At 38.8% G+C, this 20,427-nt stretch carries 19 protein-coding genes, 1 tRNA gene and 1 pseudogene; 7 read left to right on the top strand and 14 right to left on the bottom strand.

What is annotated here, in order from left to right:
- Positions 1-5 precede the first annotated feature (5 nt).
- The 5 genes from ispE to AA650_RS12465 all read right to left on the bottom strand — a co-directional run bounded on the left by ispE (position 6) and on the right by AA650_RS12465 (position 3,967).
- On the bottom strand, positions 6-953 hold the full coding sequence (gene ispE, locus AA650_RS12485) for a 4-(cytidine 5'-diphospho)-2-C-methyl-D-erythritol kinase (RefSeq protein ID WP_053539268.1): 948 nt from the start codon (positions 951-953) through the stop codon (positions 6-8).
- 59 nt (positions 954-1,012) lie between these two features.
- Positions 1,013-1,831, bottom strand: coding sequence for a 16S rRNA (adenine(1518)-N(6)/adenine(1519)-N(6))-dimethyltransferase RsmA (rsmA, locus tag AA650_RS12480; RefSeq protein WP_053539267.1), 819 nt, complete (start codon positions 1,829-1,831; stop codon positions 1,013-1,015).
- 109 nt (positions 1,832-1,940) lie between these two features.
- Positions 1,941-2,120, bottom strand: a complete 180-nt coding sequence (locus AA650_RS12475; protein WP_053539266.1) for a FitA-like ribbon-helix-helix domain-containing protein — start codon at positions 2,118-2,120, stop codon at positions 1,941-1,943.
- A 55-nt stretch (positions 2,121-2,175) separates the two neighbouring features.
- The gene (locus tag AA650_RS12470) at positions 2,176-3,525 is read right to left on the bottom strand and encodes a serine/threonine-protein kinase (RefSeq protein WP_053539265.1); all 1,350 of its coding nucleotides are present in this window, start codon (positions 3,523-3,525) and stop codon (positions 2,176-2,178) included.
- Between the two features lie 61 nt (positions 3,526-3,586).
- Complete coding sequence (locus tag AA650_RS12465; RefSeq protein WP_039204758.1) at positions 3,587-3,967, bottom strand: DUF4359 domain-containing protein; 381 nt, start codon at positions 3,965-3,967, stop codon at positions 3,587-3,589.
- 123 nt (positions 3,968-4,090) lie between these two features.
- Between AA650_RS12465 and AA650_RS12460 the strand changes: the two genes are divergently transcribed.
- Together AA650_RS12460 and AA650_RS12455 are read left to right on the top strand one after the other, a co-directional pair.
- Positions 4,091-4,163 (top strand) — tRNA-His (locus AA650_RS12460).
- 688 nt (positions 4,164-4,851) lie between these two features.
- Positions 4,852-5,115: a hypothetical protein gene (locus tag AA650_RS12455; RefSeq protein WP_039204756.1), complete on the top strand. Its 264-nt coding sequence runs from the start codon at positions 4,852-4,854 to the stop codon at positions 5,113-5,115.
- Between the two features lie 73 nt (positions 5,116-5,188).
- Here AA650_RS12455 and AA650_RS29000 read toward each other — a convergent pair whose 3' ends face one another.
- The 5 genes and pseudogenes from AA650_RS29000 to AA650_RS12435 all read right to left on the bottom strand — a co-directional run bounded on the left by AA650_RS29000 (position 5,189) and on the right by AA650_RS12435 (position 10,018).
- On the bottom strand, positions 5,189-5,437 hold the full coding sequence (locus AA650_RS29000; RefSeq protein WP_250636668.1) for a four helix bundle protein: 249 nt from the start codon (positions 5,435-5,437) through the stop codon (positions 5,189-5,191).
- A gap of 25 nt (positions 5,438-5,462) precedes the next feature.
- Positions 5,463-5,600 (bottom strand): four helix bundle protein, encoded by a 138-nt coding sequence (locus AA650_RS28995; protein WP_250636667.1) that lies wholly within the window; start codon positions 5,598-5,600, stop codon positions 5,463-5,465.
- A 521-nt stretch (positions 5,601-6,121) separates the two neighbouring features.
- Positions 6,122-6,440, bottom strand: a pseudogene (locus AA650_RS12445) (RNA polymerase sigma factor SigF); the annotation flags it as partial.
- Positions 6,441-6,464: 24 nt separating this feature from the next.
- A complete protein-coding gene (locus AA650_RS12440) occupies positions 6,465-8,237 on the bottom strand; it encodes a serine/threonine-protein kinase (protein ID WP_027403815.1) in 1,773 nt (590 codons plus the stop codon).
- 239 nt (positions 8,238-8,476) lie between these two features.
- Positions 8,477-10,018: a YcjF family protein gene (locus AA650_RS12435; RefSeq protein ID WP_053539263.1), complete on the bottom strand. Its 1,542-nt coding sequence runs from the start codon at positions 10,016-10,018 to the stop codon at positions 8,477-8,479.
- A 708-nt stretch (positions 10,019-10,726) separates the two neighbouring features.
- On the opposite strand from AA650_RS12435, the gene AA650_RS12430 reads away from it, so the two are divergent.
- The 5 genes from AA650_RS12430 (at position 10,727) to AA650_RS12410 (ending at position 15,413) form a co-directional block, all read left to right on the top strand.
- A complete protein-coding gene (locus tag AA650_RS12430) occupies positions 10,727-11,224 on the top strand; it encodes a hypothetical protein (protein ID WP_053539262.1) in 498 nt (165 codons plus the stop codon).
- Positions 11,225-11,513: 289 nt separating this feature from the next.
- Entirely contained in the window at positions 11,514-12,206 is a 693-nt protein-coding gene (gene bchM / locus AA650_RS12425; RefSeq protein ID WP_053539261.1) for a magnesium protoporphyrin IX methyltransferase, read from the top strand.
- Positions 12,207-13,009: 803 nt separating this feature from the next.
- Positions 13,010-13,267: a DUF7219 family protein gene (locus tag AA650_RS12420; protein ID WP_053539260.1), complete on the top strand. Its 258-nt coding sequence runs from the start codon at positions 13,010-13,012 to the stop codon at positions 13,265-13,267.
- A gap of 139 nt (positions 13,268-13,406) precedes the next feature.
- Complete coding sequence (locus AA650_RS12415) at positions 13,407-14,015, top strand: IS607 family transposase (RefSeq protein WP_053539259.1); 609 nt, start codon at positions 13,407-13,409, stop codon at positions 14,013-14,015.
- Positions 14,016-14,042: 27 nt separating this feature from the next.
- Positions 14,043-15,413 carry an addiction module component gene (locus tag AA650_RS12410; RefSeq protein ID WP_234413177.1) on the top strand — a complete coding sequence of 457 codons (1,371 nt, stop codon included), beginning with the start codon at positions 14,043-14,045 and terminating at the stop codon, positions 15,411-15,413.
- 117 nt (positions 15,414-15,530) lie between these two features.
- On the opposite strand, the gene AA650_RS12405 is transcribed toward AA650_RS12410, so the two are convergent.
- The 4 genes from AA650_RS12405 to AA650_RS12390 form a co-directional block, all read right to left on the bottom strand.
- Positions 15,531-16,664: a glycosyltransferase family 4 protein gene (locus tag AA650_RS12405; protein ID WP_053539258.1), complete on the bottom strand. Its 1,134-nt coding sequence runs from the start codon at positions 16,662-16,664 to the stop codon at positions 15,531-15,533.
- Between the two features lie 201 nt (positions 16,665-16,865).
- Positions 16,866-18,020 (bottom strand): NAD-dependent epimerase/dehydratase family protein, encoded by a 1,155-nt coding sequence (locus AA650_RS12400; protein ID WP_027403808.1) that lies wholly within the window; start codon positions 18,018-18,020, stop codon positions 16,866-16,868.
- A 165-nt stretch (positions 18,021-18,185) separates the two neighbouring features.
- The gene (locus tag AA650_RS12395) at positions 18,186-18,692 is read right to left on the bottom strand and encodes a hypothetical protein (protein ID WP_053539257.1); all 507 of its coding nucleotides are present in this window, start codon (positions 18,690-18,692) and stop codon (positions 18,186-18,188) included.
- A gap of 200 nt (positions 18,693-18,892) precedes the next feature.
- On the bottom strand, positions 18,893-20,338 hold the full coding sequence (locus AA650_RS12390; protein ID WP_053539256.1) for an LCP family protein: 1,446 nt from the start codon (positions 20,336-20,338) through the stop codon (positions 18,893-18,895).
- Positions 20,339-20,427: the final 89 nt, after the last annotated feature.

Genomic DNA, 20,427 nt, shown 5'->3' with positions numbered 1-20,427 from the left:
CAATTTTATTGAGCGATTTTAATTCCATGTTTAATGGTATGGGTGACAAACAATTCCAAATCCTCATCAGGAATAGCCTCACGTATCCGTTCCTTAACTATCTCCCCTTGATTTTGAGATTCAACAATAGCAAACACAGAAGGGCCAGAACCCGACATCATTGTCCCTAAAACCCCGGGTTGACTAGCGAATAATTCCCGTAGTTGCCATACTTGAGGATAAGCTGGTAAAACAACCTTCTCCAAATCATTATGTAGTTTTCGGGCAATGTTTTCTGTATTCTTATTCAAGATAGCTTTCACCATATCTTCTGAATGAAAAGCACTAGTACGAGCCGCTAAACCTTCCGAATCTTGAATATAATCAATCCCAAATTGTTGCCGATAAGTTTTATATGCCCAAGGTGTAGAAACTTCCAAACTGCGATATTTGGCCAAGACTATATGTAAATTATCCAAACTTTGCAAAGGAGAAAGTTCTTCACCTCTACCAGTAGCAATTGCCGTTCCCCCACCAATACAAAATGGCACATCTGAACCCAGACCAGCCCCTAATTCTTCTAATTCTGATTGAGTTAATCCCAAATTCCAAAGTAAATCCATTCCCACTAACACCGCTGCGGCATTACTAGAACCTCCCGCTAAACCAGCAGCAACAGGAATATGCTTTTTGATAGTAATATCCACACCACCAAAATTACTAAAAGCTTTGGGAAATTCCTTAGCCATTAATGCCGCCGCTTGATAAACTAAATTAGTTTGATCTGTAGGTACTTGAGGATGATTGCAATAAACGCGAATATTTTCAGTGCTGGACGAATGAATATCAATTTGGTCGGACAAATCTATACTTTGGAGTATCATTGCTAATTCATGATACCCGTCAGGACGACTCCCGATAATTTCCAAATACAAATTGATTTTGGCAGGTGCAATTAAACTGTAAGAACGCATAACGGTTATTTAGTAGCAAGAGGTAAAAGGCAAGAGGCAAGAGGCAAGAGGCAAGAGAACTATTCACCATTTCCTATAATATTTACCAGTGATACCCATTGGTCAACACCAAGGTCTTCAGCGCGAACTTGAGGATTTATTCCCAATTGTTCCAGTAATTGAGTCAAGCTGTCTCGTTCAATTACCGATTGTAAATTATTTCTTAACATTTTTCGCTTTGACCCAAATCCCAATTTCACCAGAGTTTCTAACTTTTTGGGGTCATGAGCCGGAATTGCGATTTGTTTAGGACTCAACCGCACCACAGCCGAATCTACCTTGGGTGGAGGCACAAATGCCGCCGCCGGAACAGTACAAATTAACTCACAATCCGCCAAATATTGCACCCGCACCGACAACGCCCCAAAAGTTCTCGAACCGGGTTTAGCATATAATCTTTCGGCTACTTCTTTCTGTACTAACAAAACAATCGTATCAAAAGGCTCTGGATTAGGATGAGAAATCGTCCCCAGTAACTTTTCAATAATTGGTCCAGTAATATTATAAGGAATATTAGCAACAACTTTATTCTGCTTCTGAAAATTAGTAAATGTTGTTAATTGCGATGGTAAATCAAGAGTTAAAAAATCTCCCTGTAGCAAGAGAAAATTTTCTTTTTCCCCCAATTGTTTAGCCAGTAACTTACACAAATCTCGGTCAATTTCTACGGCTAATAGAGATTTCACCAGCGGTAATAACCGACGAGTGAGAATTCCTGTACCCGGACCAATTTCTAAAACTTTATCAGTTTCGTGACAATTAGCCGCTTGGACAATTGCGTTCAGAGCTTTATCACTTTTTAACCAATGTTGAGCAAACTGTTTACGGGGTTGAATCATTTTATTGCCATTAAAAATTAGACTTATTATCAGGATTATTTTATTGGACAATAACAATCTTTATTATACTTAATGATGTAAGTCCATTCTTAATAATACCACAAATCACTTACATATCACACTTCAAAATGTAACTTGAAACTTCTTGATTGACTAATTCAGCCTCTACAAAATTTTCCAAAATTGTCTTAACTTCATCTTCCAAACTGCGGTTATGGCTTTGAGCTAAACCCTGTAATTTTTCTAATACAACAGGATTAATATTTCCTAGTACAACTTGTGTTGTCATATTGCCTCGCTACTACTACAGAAAAAGACATTAACGCTGGGATATCCATTTTAAACTAATTGTAACAGCTTGCCACCTTTCCAGCTAAAGCTTTCATGTGTTTTCCTAACTGAGTACCACTAGCCCAAAAGTGAGAAGGTAAATGACCTATTGGTGCAGATAACTTAAAAGATAATTGTTGTCGGGGGGAAGTAGCATAGGGCAAATACCAACCTACCGTACTACAAAATTGGGCATAGTCGGTATCACAGCTATAATAAATTTGGGTTTGAATACTAAAACCAAAATGTCCTTGACTATATTTTGTCCACAATTGATCGATTATTTGTAAATCCTGACAAGGCAAACTTTCCAAATCACTATTAGATAAATAAGTAACTCTCCATTTAGATAAAGCTTGACACATTAACGCCCAAGTTTCTTTATCTGCTTTTTCCCACTGTTTCCATGCCAGGAAATCACGTAACTGCTGGTAATTAACACCAGTATCAGAACAGAGAGTAGTAGGTTGCTGTTTCTTCCCTGTTTGTGTTTTTATTTCTATTGCTGCTAGGACTTCTTGTGCAGATTTGTAACGTTGAGCCAAAGCATTATGAATGAGTTTATCAATAATTCCACCCAGATGTGGTGTAACCTGATTTTCTGGAAGTAAATAATCTCGCCAAACCCAGCGATCGCTTGTATCATCATATAAATCAAAAGGAGAAATCCCCGTCAACAACTGAATACAACTCACACCCAAACTATAAAGATCACTAGCTGGTAACACCTTACCCCGCATTTGTTCAGGAGCCATATATTCAGGACTACCAATAGTTGTTCCTGTTTTCATCATCCCAGTGGCAGAAATAAACTTAGCCACACCAAAATCAATCAACACCAAATCTCCCCCAGAAGATTTTCGCATGATATTTTCCGGTTTAATATCTCTATGAATCACATGATGACTATGCACAAATTCCAACACAGGTAATAAATCTTGCAGTAATTTCTGGATTTTCCCCTGATTAAAAACCCCTGCTTGTAGTAATTCCTGGGACAAAGTCTGTCCTGAGATAAACTCCTGTATTAAATATAACCTATTTTCCTGCTCAAAATATGCCAATAATTGGGGAATTTGAGGATGATGCAACTCATCTAAACGTAATGCTTCCTGACGAAACAATTCCACCGCTTTTTTAAAATCCGCTGGATTTTCCTCGGGAAAGCAAAGTTGTTTAATCGCGCATTGAGGTTGAGAAGGGATATGTTCATCTACACCTAAGATTGTTCTCCCAAAACCACCCTTACCTAAAGCATAAAGGGGACGATAGCGCTCTTTAAGTAAAATCAACTTACCACATTTAATACAAAAACACGCATCATCAGGATTTTGCGGGTACAAACAATTAGTACAAAAACTCATCACATAGTAGTTATTTTTCAGAACTACTTGTATATTAAGTCTTCATTTGACTTACGCCGATTTATTTTTCCTCAGCATTATAAGTATAAAATTGATTTAATGCCCCCACCGTTTCAAATTTGTACCCTGGTATCCAAGCATCCAGTTTGATTTGAGTCCGGTAAATACTAAATATCATATAGTCTTGTCGGTTAGTAGTAGTAGTAATCAGTTCCTTAATATGTGGCGTAGCGGAATTAAGCAACTGTTCACAATTAACTTTAATTAACTTTTCCAAAAAGCTTGGTGTTTTTTTACATACATCAGTTTCCAAGTATGTTGTCAGCTTTTGGACTGCATACTTTTCATACTCCTCCTGATTAGGGTTAGTTTTCGCCATAATTGCCCCTAGAACAGTAACGCCCACTGCTCCTACGCATATAATCATAGTTAAAGGTTTCATTTCTAGCTCGACCCAGTATAGTGGTTAATCTTTTAAAGACTACCAAGAAAATTATCTAATTTCTGGCAAAAAACTTGATCATTTTTCTCAGGTCGTGCTAGACTTACAGAAGTAAATTGAATGGCGAGCGTAGCCAAGTGGTTAAGGCAGTGGTTTGTGGTACCACCACGCGCGGGTTCGAATCCCGTCGTTCGCCCTTTTTTGTTCAGTATTAATAATTGTTGAGACAGTTACACCTACTGTTGAAAATTATATCAAATATTTGAAAGAAAAATCAAGAAAGTGTTCATTCCGCACTTCGTGCCGCTGCGCTAACATCACCCAACAACACTGATTAAGCTGCGCTTAATTTTGCTCGTTGGGCAATTCGTCACTCGCGCGTATTGTATTCATCTCATCACCTCCCTATCGGGTAGGTGAGAGGCTTCTACTGTTTAAGCTAAAAGTTATATTTAATCATGAAGTGCGATCGCCAATTGCAATTATGGTTCAACATGACAATAATATAGAAAGTAACGATAAGTAGGTTGGCGTTGAAAATTGTCTTTATGGCAAGGCAAAAGGCAAGAGGCAAGAGGCAAGAGTGAAGAGGGTTTGGGCGATTTTACGTTTCTTTACACAGTTTGGTTTTATTGTGTTCACCTACTTAGTATTAGTATAGTATTAATAATTGGGAATTAATTCAGAATAATTATATATATAGCAATTTATCGCCACAGCAAGAACTACAAATTAAGCACCTCCTTCTAGAAGAATTACCAAATAAGTAGTGAGATAGAATTAATTACACAATGTCATTGCGTAAGCGTAGCGTGGCGTTAGCCATATGGAACGAAGTGAAATGAAGCAATCGCCAGGGTTGTGATTGCTTCCCTTCGCTCGCAATGACTGTAAATATTTTTGTCCAATTACTTATTACTAGTTCTGAAAATAAAAATCATTTTGCAGCTAATCTAGCTAAAATATCTCAATCCAGTCAACAGATTTATAAATTAGCAAAATCTCATCATTGGCGAAAAGCACGAGGTGAGAACAAAAAAATACAAAATTTTATTAAAGATTTAGAAACAATAGCTACTCTTGATCAAGCCTCATTATTTAATGATTATACACAGATAACTACGGTTCTTCGGTACTTGTTATGCTAAAGTGAGAAGTTGAGAGAAGGGAACAGGGAACTCTTAACTGGGAACAGGGAAAAAATTTTAATTTTCTAGTTTTTTAATAAGAGACTTCCAAATAAAAAAATGTCCCAAAACTGATGCAGAAATTCTCTCTCTGTGTACTCTGTGCCTCTGTGGTTCGTTTCTTAGGATAATTTATTTCTTGGAAGTCTCTAAGACTAATAATTATTCTGCTTTCCTCTTTTAACAAATTAAGAATCATTTCTATATCTTTTTCTGAGCATAATCCTACTCGCTTAGATAAAATTAGGTGAGTTTCTAATTCATTAACTGACCCTTGCGCTATGTTTAAAAATCTTATATATTCTCCTCTATATCGTCGCCCATATCATAAGAGCTATATTAGCTGGAATGGATACTGCACTTATTCGGATTTGTTGAACCATAGAATATAGCTCGTCTTTGGGAAAAAGTTTAGTGAGGAAATAGCACTTTTCAGCAATATCCATCCCTTTTTGCCAAATCATTAAGTCTTTAAAGTCATTAATATCCGACATTCTTCCTGTTCCCAGTTAAGAGTTCCCTGTTCCCTATTTTCGTTATTTTAGCATACTAAGTCCGGTAGAGCCATAACTACTTTATTACAAGGAGAACAAGATAATCTAGAAAAAGTATTTCAATGATGTAGATGGAAATTTATCATTCAAACCTTTATCATAAAAGATTGATAAAAAATTACCTCCAGCTTGAAAACCACTGGAGGCTATGATTAAAGACATTGGAATGTGGACTAGTTCACTTATGAATTTAACTTTATTTTTATATAGTTATATCTATCTGTAGGAACGTTTAAAATTAATTCATTTCTGTCTAATTGAATAAATAAAAAAGACCCCCGGTTATAGACCGAGGGATTCTGCAAGTCGGAATTATCGCACAAAGACATTCGCGTACCCACAATAGCAATGTAACAGGTCGAAAAAATGCCAAAATGCCAAAAACCACAAATCTCCGTATTTTTGCCAATACTTTAAGATCCAGTCGCAATGGAGGTTGGTTGTAAATAAGTAATCAACTGTTGCAAACCTTTTTGCAGATATCGTGTTACTGTCATTGGTGTAGCCGTTTAAAACCCCAATCTTCTTAGCAGCATCCTTGCGAGTTAATTGTTTAAAAAATACTAACTCCACCGCCATTCTGGGTTTATCATCTAGCATACTTATTTCTCCTTCTAGCTGCTCTTTTTCTTCTTGCTGTTGCTGAAGTGCGATGCTATGATGACAGGGAAGCAAATCAGCCCAAGTGACTGGGAAATTTACGTAATTAGATACTGTATTATCTAAACTCATGACACCAATGACTATCAGCAAACCCTAATTACGAATATTTACTTCCTGTAAATAATCTTCTGGTTGCAAAAATACTCTACGCTCAACGGCGCGTTTATCGGTAGGTGTGTTTTGTACTTCAATAACAGGAACTGTTTTTAGTGTCGCTAATTCTTGTTGTTGATTACGTAGACGTAACTTTTGGGAATATTCTTGTAGTTTGACTCTTGCTTGTGCATAGACATCAGTATCTTTGGGAACTCTTTCCAGGAGTTTAATTGCCCCAAAAAAGTCACCTACAGATGCTTGATTGTGGGCTTGATATACATAATATCCCGATCTAACTTGACGTTTTTGATTATATTCAGCTAATTTTTGTTTAACTATAGTGCCAGCGGAGCTTTCTTCAGGTATTTGTTGTAAGTAATATAAAGCTGTTGAGAAATCTCTTTCTTCAGCTTTTGCATAGGCTTTGGCTAATAATGTTTGTGCTTGGGCTTCGATATTTACTTTTGCTTGTTCAACTAGGGGCTGAATTTTTGCTTGCCAATAAGAATTAACTGTAACTTTAGCCGCGTGAGTTAATATGTCTGTCCACCGACTTTCTTTGAATGCTTTTTCTGCTGAAATATAATGCTCTGCGTCTTTTTGCCATTGCTGTTGCCATTCTTCAATTGAGGCTTGTGCTTCTGCATAAATATTACTATCAAGAGGGATTGACTGAGCTAAATTAATTGCTTTTTGTAAGTCTCCAGATTGATATTTGGCTATGGCTTTATATAAAGTTTCTGTGGCTGAGTAAGCTTGAGAATTATTAAATAAAGAATATACTCCTAACCCTAATAAAACGGAATTAATTAATAAGCCTAATCTTAATTTTGCTAGTAATGGTTGGGATTTTTGATGTGGTTTTTCAATAGTTTGATAAGATAATTGAGATTCTGATATTTGTATTTCTGCTGGGTTATTTACCCATTCTATATGCTTGAGTACCCATAGTGCTTCATGAGCGGATTGAAACCGTTCCTGATGTTGATAACGGATCATCTGATTGAGGAAAGCAATTAAATAATCATTAATTTGGGTATCATCATCACACCAAATAATTTCATTGGTTTTGGGATCAATTTCTAATTGCAGAGGTGCAAGTCCTGTAATAGCCTGAATAGCAATTATGCCCAAGGAGTAAAGGTCACTATTGGGTTGAGTTTGACCAATGAATTGTTCTGGAGGAATGTAACCCAAGGATGTTACAGGAATTTGATCTATGGATAATTCGGTTTCAATACTAAAATCTATTGGTTGAATTGAGCCAAAATTAATTAATACTAATCTGGCATCTATAGCTCGTCTAATTAGGTTTTCTGGTTTAATATCGCAATGAATAAAGCCTTGAGAGTGAACAAATTCGAGAATATATAGGGCATCTTCTAGAAATTTAATAACGTCAATTTCACTCCATTTACTTGAGCTTTGGGGGCTAGTTGGTAATTCTGCTGCTAAAGACTCTCCAGGAATAAATTGTTGTACTAAATAAAAACGTTCATTTTCTTCAAAGCAGGTAATTAATTCGGGAATTTGGGGATGGCGACCTAAGTGTTTGAGAGTTTCAGTTTCTGTTAAAAACCGTAGTCTGAGATAGTCAAAATAGGAGGTAGATTGATAGTTGTTAACTTTGAGTTGTTTAACAACATATCTAGGTTTTTCTGGATGGTGCATATCTACCGCGATAAATGTTTGCCCAAACACTCCGGCACTAAGTGGTTGAACAATTTGGTAACGCTCTTGTAATAGTTTGCCGATCATTTGGTTATTCATGATCTAATTACTCAGAAATCCTTCTATATCTTTTCTGACATCGGCTACTATTTTCCGGAATTATAGAAAATAATTCAGTAAGTAGGTGAACACAATAAAACCAAACTGTGTAAAGAAATGTAAAATCGCCTAAACCCTCTTCACTCTTGCCTCTTGCCTCTTGCCTTTTGCCTTGCCATAACGACAATTTTCAACGCCAACCTACTTATGTGAAATATTTAATAATTATTTCAGTGTTTTTACTTATAATCTTCTTTTTCTGCAAATGTATCAGTTAATGGTTTGACGACTTTAGCGATCGCTTCTTGCACAAAAACTTTGATAAACTCATCGCGGCGATTAATCTGAAATTGTTGCTGCACAACTTCTGTCATCCCCCCATCACCCCAATCTTGATCATGACGAAAGTATTCAATAAAACTTTTCCCAGCAATGCGGGTTAAATATGCGGCTGTCACCCCTTGAATTGCTCTTCCCACAATAAAAGTAGCCACATTGAGTTGCAAAGCCGTTGATAATAATTCAATTGCCCCTTTGACAATCCCTAAACCAGCAATAGTTTTTCCTAAAGATAGGGCTAATTCCTTGCCCCTTTCCATGTTTAAATCGCAACCGTAAAGCCTGCCAATTTCTACCACCATTTGAGCATTAACCGCCGCAGTGGCGAGTAAGTCTACCATTGGCAATGGGGTGACAGAAACCACACCTGCTCCAATCCATTGATACCGCTCAACAATTTTATCAGCTTGCCGACGACGCTGAGAATCTATCAGTTTACGGGCTTCTTCTCCTAAGCGTAAAGACTGTAAGAGAATATTGTCTGCCACTAAATCTTCACCTTCAGCGCGTAAAATGGAAGCCATACGCCGTAACAAAGGGATAATATCCGCTTCCGGTTGGAAAGTTTCGCCAGTTTCTAATTGGGCTATTTGGGGATTGGCAGCGATCGCCACCACATCATTAGTAGCAATAAAACCCCGTACCCGCTCCCGTAATCTCGCCAAGATTGATTCTATGTCAGTTTCAGTGTATAAATCTGTTTTATTTAGAACTAAAAGCGATCGCTTACCAATTTCCGCCAACCCCCGCAATGGTTCATATTCAGAACGGCGTAAATCATTATCCACCACAAATAACAACAAATCCGCTTCCGTCGCCAAAGCCCTAGCCAATTGTTCCCGTTCCGTACCCGCCACCCCCGGTTCTAAAATCCCTGGAGTATCAGTAATTAATATCTTCCGTTCCAAACCCTTCAACCGTAAACAATAGGTTTCCCCCACCTGAGTCGTTCCCATTGGTGCATTCACTTCACCAACTATCCGCCCCATAATCGCATTTACCAGAGAAGTTTTACCAGCACTACCAGTACCAAAAACAACAACCTGAATTTCCCCTCTCGCTAAATTCGCCTCAATTTCCTTAGTCCGACTCAGTAAAGCTTGGCGTGTCACCTCATCTTGAATTTGGGCTACTTGTTGACGTACCGCTTGCAAAGTAGAAGAAGCCGCATCCGATTTAGCTGCTGGAATTTGGGCAGAAGTCACCCTTTGACGTTGACGACTGGATTTTTCCTCCCCCTGCCGCAGCACCAATACATAATAAACAAACGCAGCAATCAAACCACCAATCAGTAAAACTAGCAGTAATAATAGTAAATTACCCAACAACGGCGAATAGGACAACTGCCAGTACAAGCGGGAAAGAGAATCAATTAGCCATAGGGTTAACGCCAAAATGACGATTAGGCCAACAATTAGTGTAACAATACGAGACAAAGGCATGAAGGATAGAAGTTATTACCTGTATAGTGGTTTTCTCAGCTAGAAACTAAAAAGCAACAATTTTTGATAAACTAATATTTAAGTGTATGTGTAGTGTTGCCTGATTGACTGACTGTTAAATTCTCCATTTTCTACCTGCTCTCAATTCATGGGAAAGTTAAATGCCGAGTTACAATATAAATTTTATCTCTGAGTTTAAACATTTTAGCTCTTTTAAAAAATTATTCTCCCGCGCGAGGATCAGCAAAAAGTTATCCTGGGGTATAGTCTTTCTCTGGGAATAGCAGTTTTAGGTATATCTGGAGGGTGATTAGTAGGCAATAGCTATTTTCAAACAGCCAGAGAAAAGGCAATCTTAGTCCATCAAGAATGTCTCTTATTTGCTAATTTACCAACGAAACTTTTACAAATAGTGATTATGGTTATACAAAATTATCATATCAAGTTTTTATGAAAATTTTAAGTAATCCTATTGATACTATACAAGAAAAATCTCATCAAAATCCAGAATTTTACCGATGATACCCATCAGAGAAAAATTACCTTTTATTCTGATTCCTTTCAAGTTACATAATTTACTATATCTCTACCAATTCCTTATTCACCAATATAATGATTTTGACTTTATTCCTGATTTATAACTGGTGATTACTTAATTTTGCTGTATCATTGATAATTAGAGATATTAAAAACAACAGGAAAAAATTAATGGGGCTATTTGATCAAATTCTTGGTGCAGTTAGTAATTCCAATCAGCCAGGTGGTTTGGATAACTTGATAAATATTGCCACCACAGTTAAACAATTAGGTAATGGCATTGGCTCAGACTCTGCCACCATGCAATCAGTTCTATCAGTTGTTGGTAAACAAGTACAATCATCTTTGCAGGCAAAACAAGCTACTGACGGAAGTGAGGCCGTACAAGAGTTGGTAAATCAACTTGCCGGAACTTCAGCCGATTTCCAAGCTGTAGATACCTTATTTTCTCCAGATATCCAAGCACAAGTAGCGGAAAATGCTGCTCAGGGTACTAGCTTAGATGTGAATACAATTCAACAATTATTACCAACTTTAGTCCCTTTAATTTTGAGTTTTTTACAATCTGGTGGTAATCCATTACTCAATAAATTTCTAGATGCTGACGGTAATGGTGATGTAGACATTATGGACGCGATTAAATTAGCTAGTAAGTTTTTAAGAATCTAAACTAGCCGGAATTTTTGTCGTTGAGAATTTACTAATACCAAATTCAGATGAAGCTGCATAGAAAAGAATGCACAATTAATTGCCCTATCTGCCATGCAAGTTTGTGCAGGGATCTAAATTCGGCTATAAATATCAAGAACCGTGGGACACACGGTCTTAAAGCTCAGTCAATGTCTTCATAGAAGAGTCGCTGAGAAGCCCACACTCACCTGTTCGCGCAAGCGTGCCGCAAGGCATAGGGGAGTGTGTGGAGTATGTCACGAATTGTGAACAATTAACAATTGAGTTTATGAACGCAGCCGACGATAAAACAATAGTCCGCGAATACTTCAACTCCACAGGCTTTGATCGGTGGCAACGCATCTATGGTGATGGTGAAGTCAACAAGGTTCAGCTAGATATTCGCACTGGACATCAACAAACTGTAGATAATGTCATCGGCTGGTTAAAAGCTGACAACAATTTACCATCATTATCAATTTGTGATGCTGGGTGTGGTGTCGGTAGTCTGAGTATTCCTCTAGCTATGAGTGGTGCTAAGGTCTATGCCAGCGACATTTCTGCCAAAATGGTATCAGAAGCTCAGGATAGGGCTGTAATGGCTTTGTCAAATACTGTAAACCCCTCTTTTGCGGTAGAGGATTTGGAATCTTTGAGTGGTAGTTACCACACTGTTATCTGTTTGGATGTTCTGATTCACTACCCTCAAGAAAAAGCTGACGAGATGATTTCTCATTTGTGTTCTTTAGCACAATCACGGATTATTCTCAGTTTTGCGCCTAAAACTTTCTTCCTGACTATCCTCAAAAAAATCGGTACTTTCTTTCCTGGTCCAAGTAAAACCACTCGCGCTTATTTACATCCTAAAGCTGATGTCATCAAAATCTTGGAAAAAAATGGCTTTTCAATCCAACGGCAAGCTATGGCGCGAACAAAGTTTTACTTTTCCAGTTTACTAGAAGCAACTCGTACATCTGTGTAGATAGTAAATTACAATTGATACTTTATATTCCCGACTTCTTTAAGAAGTCGGGAATATAAGTAATTGGACAATAATATTTACAGTCATTGCGAGGGAAGGGAAGCAATCACAACCCTTGCGATTGCTTCATTTCAATTCGTTCCATATGGCTAACGCCACGCAACGCTTACGCAATGACATTGTGTAATTAATTCTGTCTCACTACTTAATGATCCGAATCTTCTTTCTTCCCCCTGACTCCTATTACACTGCGGCGTAAATACACCAACCATTCTCAATCGTCAAAAAGCTTGCTTAATATTACTTTTGACCTTTGACTTTTGACTTCCGCTTTGCGGTACTAGCCCTAAGGAAAAGACTTCTTCCGCGAACCCTATTTAGTCATCAAATACTTGTATTTTCAATTATTCTAATTTAAATGTATAATTATAGTTTACAAGGAAAGTTTTGCCAAGTATTGCAAAAAGGAATGTATTAATCTATCTTAAGAGATATATTAATAACATATTGAATTTAATACAATCTGTTGTTAATAAATTAGAGAATAACTAAACGTGAATAACTGTCCTAAAGCCCCACTTATGGCTCACGCCACTCTAAACTATCAGCAGGATGTAATAGTTTTATCTATTATTCCATTCTGAAAAAGTAGAGGAGTTAGAGATAGGCTATGAAGACAGAGCTATCCATCTATTTTGATCACCAACAGGGGAAACAAACAGGAATGTATAGCTTAAGGCACGCTGGGCTGTCAGTATTATATAAGTTTTATAGAGCAGTTGAGTCAATGGAGAAAAAAAATGATGAGCAAAGAAGATTTTCTCTATCCCCGTGGTCGCTATTATGGTCATGTCAAACCAGAAAACTTGGTATTTAATGCGAATTTGCAGGAATTTGCCCAAAAGGTTAGTTATATTTGCAATTTAGAAACTGGTGGCAAAATCTCACCAGATGAGGCTTATGATCAGATTAAGTTACTTTGGAAACAGTTGAAACAATCAAAAAAGCAACTAAAAATCGGTGAACAACCTTTTCCAAGTAACGGTTCTGAAGAAGTTTAAGTTGTTAGCCATATAGAACTCTTATTCTGACTTCTGACTCCTGACTCCTGATTCCTGACTCCTGGGCGGGGAAACCCTGCCAAACTCTCTAATCTCAAAATAACGTAGTATACTGGGGTTAATCGTATTTAACCGAAAGATGAAATACCTAACCCCAGAACAAGTTTACAAACAATTTGGCTATCACCCTAAGACAACGGCAGAATGGGCTGACTTAGGGAAAATAGAATGTATCCGTTCTCCTGGGGGACATCGGAGATATCCAGAGTCAGCATTCATCAAAACAGTCTCAATGGATAAAGAGAGGGTTCTTTATGCCCGTGTCAGCACAAAAACCCAGTTGTTAGACCTTGACACACAAATAGATTTTTTAGGTAAAACTTACCCAGGATGCCGGGTCGTCAAGGATGTTGCCAGTGGTATGAACTGGAAGCGGAAAAACTTTCTTAAATTAATGACTCAAGTTGCCCAAAATCAAATCTCTGAAATTGTCGTGGGACATAAGGATAGGTTATGCAGATTTGGTTTTGAGTTTGTTGAGTGGTTTTGCAATCTTCACGGTTGCAAAATTGTCGTGGTGAACAATGCCAAGCTATCACCGCCCGAAGAGTTGATGCAGGATTTTATGGCTATCATGCACTGCTTTTCTTCCAAGCTTTACTTCCTTCGGGCTTACAAGAAAAAGATAGCCGAAGAGCAAAATATTCATGAAACAAATAGTAGTCAATACGAGTCAATGGGTGTATAGTAGTAAAAGACGTAGCAAACCAAGTCCATGAAACTCAAAGCAAAGAATCAGTTAACCGTTACGAGAATCGCTATTTTAGGGACTGAAAAACTAAATAATTGGAAATCTAACGAACTTGATTTAATCGCTTTGAGTTTAGGTAAACTACGCTCTGACTTGTGGAATGAGTTCGGGTCGTTAAAGGCTTGGGGCGTTTCTAAATTTGAGATTGACAAACAGCTACGCACCTTAAAAGACAAATACAAATTACCTGCTAAGTTATGGGAAGCAACTCTCTATGACGTAATTGATGATATTCACTTGGTTCAGGCTGCTTGTGTCGAAAAGGTGATGAAATCTTTGGGTCAATCGTTCCAGTCGTTCCAGGCTAAAAAAGGAGTTTTGCAACTTACCTTAGAAAGTCGGAAATGGTTGGAACATCCCAAACTTTGCACCTTAGTTAGAAAGTTTTGGTATCGAGGACACACGAAAGTTTGTAACCAAATTATTGTAAAGGCTTATGATACTAAAACAGATGATAAAGGTGTGGTGTGGTTGCGTTTTGGAGGTTTAACTCCATATAAAACTCTCAAACTACCAACGACTTTACCAACAGAAATAAAGTGTCAAATAAGGCTAATTAAGCGTAATGGCAGATGGGAAATTCATTACACAACTGATATCCAAAAAGCTGAAAAAAAGACCGATGGTAAAATAATTGGATGTGATAGAGGTTACACCGAAGTTTATGCCACATCTTCTAATGATGGTGCTAGATTTTTAGGTAATGATTTTGGTAAAATCCAAACTCAAGAAACCGACTACAGAACAGCGAAACAAGTAAAACGTAATAAAATCAGGTCAGTTTTTAACAAGTCTACAGCTAAAGGAAACAGTGCCAAGGCTGATAGAATTAAACGAAATAATCTTGGTAAAATCAAGTGGGAAAATCGGGAAAGATCCTTTAAAGGTAGGATTCAAACAATCGTTTTTACAGCTACGCATGACTTGATGACAGATGCGATCAAGGTAGCTTTTGAAGATTTGACGGAAGCACTAAAAGGCAAAAAGCCCATGAGAAAGCGTATGAAGAGAAATGTTTCTTCATGGTGCAAGGGGATAGTTGCGGATGCCCTCAAACAAGTTTCAACCCGTGTAGGTTGCACGGTTGTTAGTGTGAATTGTGCGTATACGTCACAACTTGACTCCAGATTTAGTACCTTAACGGGTAGTAGAAATGGTGACAAGTTTACCGGACATGATGGGGTCGTGATGCACTCAGATACTAACGCTGCTGACAACGTTCTAGCAAGAATGAGTGACGTTGAAATCACTCGTTATATGAAACATTCCGATGTAAAAGTAATCTTGCTAGAACGAACTCAGAAGTTTCACCGATTCCCTAATAGTGGAAACTGAAGCGGAAACGGGCATGGATAAGCCCCAGACTCTAGAACCTAAAAGCAAACTTACGAGTAAGGTCAATCAGAGAGCGAATTATCAGCAATTGACGTTGTTTGACCTTGTTTAACTACGTTATTTGTGTATCCCCCTACTGCTTAAAATTATTTTTTGATAATAATCTTCCAGTTGTTGTGTAGCCGATGTCCATCCCCATTTCTCTGCTTCGGCACGGGCGTTTTTACGGATAATAGCTATTTCCTGCCGTTGTTTTAACAGACGTATAGTAGCATTAATTGCCTCTTGAATATCAGCTTGTGGATCAAAAAGATATCCATTTACACCATCTGTGACAATATCAGGGATGCCTCCAGAATGGGCTGCTACCACTGGACATCCGGCAGCCATAGCTTCTAGCAGCACTAATCCGAGTGTTTCTGTGCGGGAAGGAAAAATAAAAGCATCAGCACTGGCAAAGGCAGAACCTAATTCTTTACCCATGAGATAACCGACAAAATAAGTATTTGTCCCAGCAAAGTGTTTTTCCAAAACTTGACGGTGAGGTCCATCGCCGACTAATGCTAATCTGGCATTGGGAATGGCTTCTAAAATTGGTTTAATGCGTTCGATTTCCTTTTCAGCAGAAAGACGACCAACATACAATAATAAAGGGCTATCTGGATTATTTTGGGAAAGATGCGATCGCATTTCCGCACTAACTAAATCAGGATGAAATAATTCTGTATCTACTCCCCGTTGCCATAAATCACACCTTTCAATCCCATGGGTGGAAAGTTCCTTTACCATTGCCGTAGAGGTACACAAATTTAACTCAGCCTGATTATGACCGAGCTTTAACAACTCCCATAGTAACCCTTCCAACATCCCCAATCCGTAATGTTGCAGATATTGGGGCAAATGGGTATGGTAGGAAGCCACCAAAGGAATTTTGAGAACTTTACTATAAAAAATCCCTGATAGTCCGAGAACTGCGGGATTAACAACATGAATAATATCTGGTTGAAACTCTTCCAAAGCGTGACCAATGGCAGGGCGAGGCAGTGCCATTTTCAACTCTGGATAAAGAGGTAAGGGAAAGCCACTAACCCCGTAAACTTTCGCACCTTTATGTTCAGTGATGCCACCTTCAGGGGCAAATACCAAAACTTGATTGCCAAGACGTTGAAGATGGTCAACGGTATGACGAAGACGGGTAACAATGCCGTCAACTTTCGGTAAAAAGGTTTCTGTAAATAGGGCTATTCGCATATCAAATTATCAGGAGTTCAGAAGTTACAGAAGTTGCAGAAGTTCAGAATAGGAGTAGAAGGACAGGAGAGAAGGACAGGAGAGAAGGACAGGAGAGAAGATTTCTTTCTTGTTCCTTCTTTCTCCTAAACTCCTGATAGCGTTCACGTAGTGTGCCGAAGGCATAGTGTGGCGTTAGCCATACTCCTGAACTCCTATTTTCTATTTTCTATGCCAAGAGACTTTGGGGAGAATCTGTTTGTGATCAACTCGGTTCTGATACTTGTCAGCAAAGTTTAAAAGCGAATCAAGTAGGGAATCAGAGAGCAGGTGAGGTTGTAAACCCAAATCCAAGAGTTTGGTGTTTTTGGCGTTGAAATAGTGTTCTTCCTTCTCCACTCTGGGGTTATCTATGTGGTTAATATCCACATTCAATCCCATAGCGTTGCCGGCTTTTTTCACCATCATCGCCAAATCACCGACGCTAAATAGTTCGGTAAATTGGTTAAACACACGGAATTCTCCCGGTTCAGCAGGATTAGCGATCGCTAATTCAATACATCGCACCGTATCCCGAATATCCAAGAAGCCACGAGTTTGTCCACCTGTACCGTAAACAGTGAGAGGATGTCCCACGGTAGCTTGAATACAGAAGCGATTCAGTGCTGTACCAAATACACCATCATAATCCAATCGGTTAATTAACAGTTCGTCCATCCCCGTTTCTTCAGTTAGGACACCGTAAACAATCCCCTGATTTAAGTCTGTAGCCCTTAAACCCCAGATCCGGCAAGCAAAGTGGATATTATGACTATCATGGACTTTACTCAAGTGATACATAGAACCAGGCTGCTTCGGATAGGGCAAAGTATCCTTACGTCCGTTATGTTCAATCGTGATGTATCCTTCTTCAATATCAATGTTGGGAGTTCCATACTCACCCATTGTTCCCAATTTCACCAAATGGCAGTCTGGGAAATCTTCCCGCATGATGTACAGCAAATTCAACGTACCAACCACATTATTGACTTGGGTAAGAACAGCGTGTTCACGGTCAATCATGGAAAATGGCGCTGAACGTTGCTCACCAAAATGCACGATCGCAGTTGGTTGAAATTCGTGTAAAGCTTTGTGCAGAAACTCGTAATTAGTAATATCGCCGATAAACAGATCAATAGACTTACTAGTCAAATCCTGCCATCGCTGGAGACGTTTCTGAATTGGTGCGATTGGGGTAAGGGTTTCTACACCCAGTTCATTATCCCAGTGTCGCCGCACCAAACTATCTAAAATTCCAACTTCGTAACCTCGATTAGAAAGGTAAAGCGCGGTTGCCCAACCGCAATACCCATCACCACCAATAACCAGGACTTTCATCTTTACCAGTTTTTACTCGCTGATAGCTAAATCTATCAGGTTTGTGTCCCCTCTTCATCATTAAATTCTCACTAAGGCAGTAAATAAATCCAAAATCCAAAATCCAAAATTCAAAATTACTTCTGTCCCTTACCTAACCATTAACTACTGACAACTAACCACTAACTACTGACTAATTTTATACTCCTGGGCGATGTAGTAAAACAGCCGATAATAATTTGGAAAGTCTTTGCTACCGCTTTGTCCTTGCCAGTGATACTCCAATTTCTCTTGGCTAATAGTCAATTTGATCACAGTCACCTTTTCCCCCGCATCTACAGCCAATACCCCAGCAAAACCTTGGTGAGTCCGAAAATTAGGGACTGGCTGAGAATTTTCAGTTAAGGATTTTAATACAGGCTTACTTGCATAAGCACGAATTTCCACATTCTTTTGGTTTGGTGAAACTAAAACAACACCATCACTATTGTCTGGGTTTCCTAACACCTGCCAAGTATGCGGATAAGGAAACTCAAAACCATAACGCCTATTTCCATATATATTCCATCTTGTATCTTGAAACTGGGGGTTATTAGCATTACACCCCCAAAAGATCATCCCGACCCCCACACCCGAAATCATAGCGCACAGCGCCTTTTTTACTTGTATTGCACCCCAAGGCTGTTTCATCATTCAGTTTTAACTCATATAATAATTTTCGAGCATATTAGAGAAACTGTCAGAATCAGGATGTCCAGGATTAAAGGATGAACAGGATGAAACCTGGAATTTCATCACCAATTACCAATTATCAACAAGATCCCCGACTTCTCAAAGAAATCGGAGATCTGAACCTCTCAAGGATGAATCGGAAATTGATACTCAAATTATGATTACGGACGGGTAGAATTTTGGAAAATCGGTTGATTTTGAAACCAATCCTTACCCACTTGGATAGTAATGTCAGAGCTAATATTACCTGTGCTTTCTACGCGCACTTCTCCAAATCCCAACAGACTACGAATTAATTCGGCACTGCCTCCGTCTCCTTGTTGTGCGACAATGTGGGTTACATCTAAGGGTTGTCCCCAGGGTTTAGAGACGAAGATATTGGTATAGCCGGCTTTCTCCAATGTTTTAATGAGGGGACGCAATTGAGAGCGATTACTAGGTCGCGCTTCGCTATCGCCTCCTGTACTATCCTGAATAGCTATACGCAAACGACCAGGCTCACTAAATGATGTTTCTGTGGTCTTTGCTTCTAGACCAAAATGCTGAGTCATTAATTTAGCAATATTCCGCCCATCTGGAACCCAGTAGCTGGCATCAAACTCACGATTTTCGCTAAAGCGTCCAGGCAGCATTAACATTTGCATATTTGCGCGATTGATTTTTGAACCAAAACCAACCAGTGCTATTAATTCTTCAACGGATAAGTTGGTATCAATATTTTCCTTAACCACATTGAGAATATCTGGTAATTTCGTGATGGTTGTCGGGTTAAGAGTCTGTTCGATTAAAGCTCGCAACACCGTTTGCTGCCGCTGAATTCGCCCAATATCGCCCAATTCATCATGGCGATAGCGGAGTAATTGCAACGCTTGTTCACCATTGAGATGTTGTTGACCCGCTTTTAAATTAATGTATAAATGCTGGGAATCGTCCCGATATTTCATATCTTTGGGGACATAAATATTCACTCCGCCCAAAGCTTCAATTAGCTTACTAACACCTAAGACATTAATCCGAACGTAGCGATCAATTCCTACTCCACCCAAAAGATTACTAACGGTTTTCGCCGTCAAAGCTGGACCACCATCCACATTAGCCGCATTAATTTTTTTGACTCCATGCCCTTCAATTTGTGTACGGGTATCTCTAGGAACAGAAAGCATGACTACTTTTTTGGTCTCTGGATCAAATTTGACCAGCAGCATCACATCAGAAAGACCGTCAAAAGAGTTAATCTGGGGCAAATAACGCAGATTTTTGGTTTCGGATGGGGGATTTTGGACATCTGGAGGTAGTACACTCATACCCATTAACAGGATATTAACAGGACGAGTTAGCTGAGAAAATTGTAACCCATTGCCAGAAATACTATCGCTATCAAATACTGCTTCTTCCTGGGGACTAAGTTGAGCTTGTTGTAAAGGCGTACTTTCCCAAGAAACAGCTAATAATGCCCCTGCAAGTCCTGATACTATGGCAATCCCCCCCATACCCACCGCAAACCATAGCCACCGTCCCGATTTAGACGGGCGAGAATTTTTCCCTTGACCCTTATATTTAGCTTTTGCGGCTCTTTGTTGTGCTGCTGATGTTTTTTGACTAGTCACAGACTTCCTCTCACCTACGATTTTAAATAAACTAAATTTGCCGATCAATACATCTAAAACAAATCAGACTATAATAGCCAACTCTTGAT

The organism is Anabaena sp. WA102, assembly GCF_001277295.1.
Lineage (GTDB): Bacteria > Cyanobacteriota > Cyanobacteriia > Cyanobacteriales > Nostocaceae > Dolichospermum > Dolichospermum heterosporum.
This window is presented reverse-complemented; position numbering and strand designations above follow the sequence as displayed.

What these genes read in the sequence shown, in the direction of transcription:
- rsmA (WP_053539267.1), bottom strand. Translation starts at nt 1,831, where the DNA reads ATGATTCAACCCCGTAAACAGTTTGCTCAACATTGGTTAAAAAGTGAT.
- AA650_RS12410 (WP_234413177.1), top strand. Translation starts at nt 14,043, where the DNA reads ATGAAACTCAAAGCAAAGAATCAGTTAACCGTTACGAGAATCGCTATT.
- AA650_RS12405 (WP_053539258.1), bottom strand. Translation starts at nt 16,664, where the DNA reads ATGCGAATAGCCCTATTTACAGAAACCTTTTTACCGAAAGTTGACGGC.
- ispE (WP_053539268.1), bottom strand. Translation starts at nt 953, where the DNA reads ATGCGTTCTTACAGTTTAATTGCACCTGCCAAAATCAATTTGTATTTG.
- AA650_RS12415 (WP_053539259.1), top strand. Translation starts at nt 13,407, where the DNA reads ATGAAATACCTAACCCCAGAACAAGTTTACAAACAATTTGGCTATCAC.
- AA650_RS12440 (WP_027403815.1), bottom strand. Translation starts at nt 8,237, where the DNA reads ATGAATAACCAAATGATCGGCAAACTATTACAAGAGCGTTACCAAATT.
- AA650_RS12475 (WP_053539266.1), bottom strand. Translation starts at nt 2,120, where the DNA reads ATGACAACACAAGTTGTACTAGGAAATATTAATCCTGTTGTATTAGAA.
- AA650_RS12400 (WP_027403808.1), bottom strand. Translation starts at nt 18,020, where the DNA reads ATGAAAGTCCTGGTTATTGGTGGTGATGGGTATTGCGGTTGGGCAACC.
- AA650_RS12455 (WP_039204756.1), top strand. Translation starts at nt 4,852, where the DNA reads ATGACTGTAAATATTTTTGTCCAATTACTTATTACTAGTTCTGAAAAT.
- AA650_RS12435 (WP_053539263.1), bottom strand. Translation starts at nt 10,018, where the DNA reads ATGCCTTTGTCTCGTATTGTTACACTAATTGTTGGCCTAATCGTCATT.
- AA650_RS12470 (WP_053539265.1), bottom strand. Translation starts at nt 3,525, where the DNA reads ATGAGTTTTTGTACTAATTGTTTGTACCCGCAAAATCCTGATGATGCG.
- AA650_RS12395 (WP_053539257.1), bottom strand. Translation starts at nt 18,692, where the DNA reads ATGATGAAACAGCCTTGGGGTGCAATACAAGTAAAAAAGGCGCTGTGC.
- bchM (WP_053539261.1), top strand. Translation starts at nt 11,514, where the DNA reads ATGAACGCAGCCGACGATAAAACAATAGTCCGCGAATACTTCAACTCC.
- AA650_RS12420 (WP_053539260.1), top strand. Translation starts at nt 13,010, where the DNA reads ATGAGCAAAGAAGATTTTCTCTATCCCCGTGGTCGCTATTATGGTCAT.
- AA650_RS12465 (WP_039204758.1), bottom strand. Translation starts at nt 3,967, where the DNA reads ATGAAACCTTTAACTATGATTATATGCGTAGGAGCAGTGGGCGTTACT.
- AA650_RS28995 (WP_250636667.1), bottom strand. Translation starts at nt 5,600, where the DNA reads ATGGATATTGCTGAAAAGTGCTATTTCCTCACTAAACTTTTTCCCAAA.
- AA650_RS12430 (WP_053539262.1), top strand. Translation starts at nt 10,727, where the DNA reads ATGGGGCTATTTGATCAAATTCTTGGTGCAGTTAGTAATTCCAATCAG.